Source organism: [Flexibacter] sp. ATCC 35208 (assembly GCF_001975825.1).
GTDB lineage: Bacteria > Bacteroidota > Bacteroidia > Chitinophagales > Chitinophagaceae > Chitinophaga.
In genome coordinates this window covers 1-350 of record NZ_MTKN01000356.1, presented here as the reverse complement: position 1 = coordinate 350, position 350 = coordinate 1, and the positions used below count along the sequence as shown (strand labels likewise).

The following is a 350-nucleotide window of genomic DNA, read 5'->3' as shown; positions in this document are numbered from 1 at the left end:
TCGGTCGCAGTCCATGTACGGGTGATCTGGTAAGTATTGCTACAAGTGCTGCCGGAGATTGACTGTCTGGTATCCACTGGTGTTACAGTGATGGTACCTGTTGTACAGTTATCAGTAGCAGTCAGGGTAGTTCCGGCAGGTACCTTATCACAATCAACGGTTACGTTGGCAGGAGCAGTACCAGAGAACACAGGACCGGTGGTATCTTTCACAGTTACGGTCTGTCTCAGGGTGTCGCTTACATTACCACAGTTATCAACCGCTACCCATTTACGGATCAGGTAATAATTGTTTGTACACTGACCTGCGATGTCTACACGGGTTTCAATTGGTGTGATGGTCAGGGTACC

General features: G+C 48.6%; 1 protein-coding gene. It reads right to left on the bottom strand.

The window, feature by feature from the left end:
- On the bottom strand, window positions 1-350 hold a 350-nt coding region (locus BW716_RS37445), incomplete at both ends, for a hypothetical protein (RefSeq protein WP_220388959.1).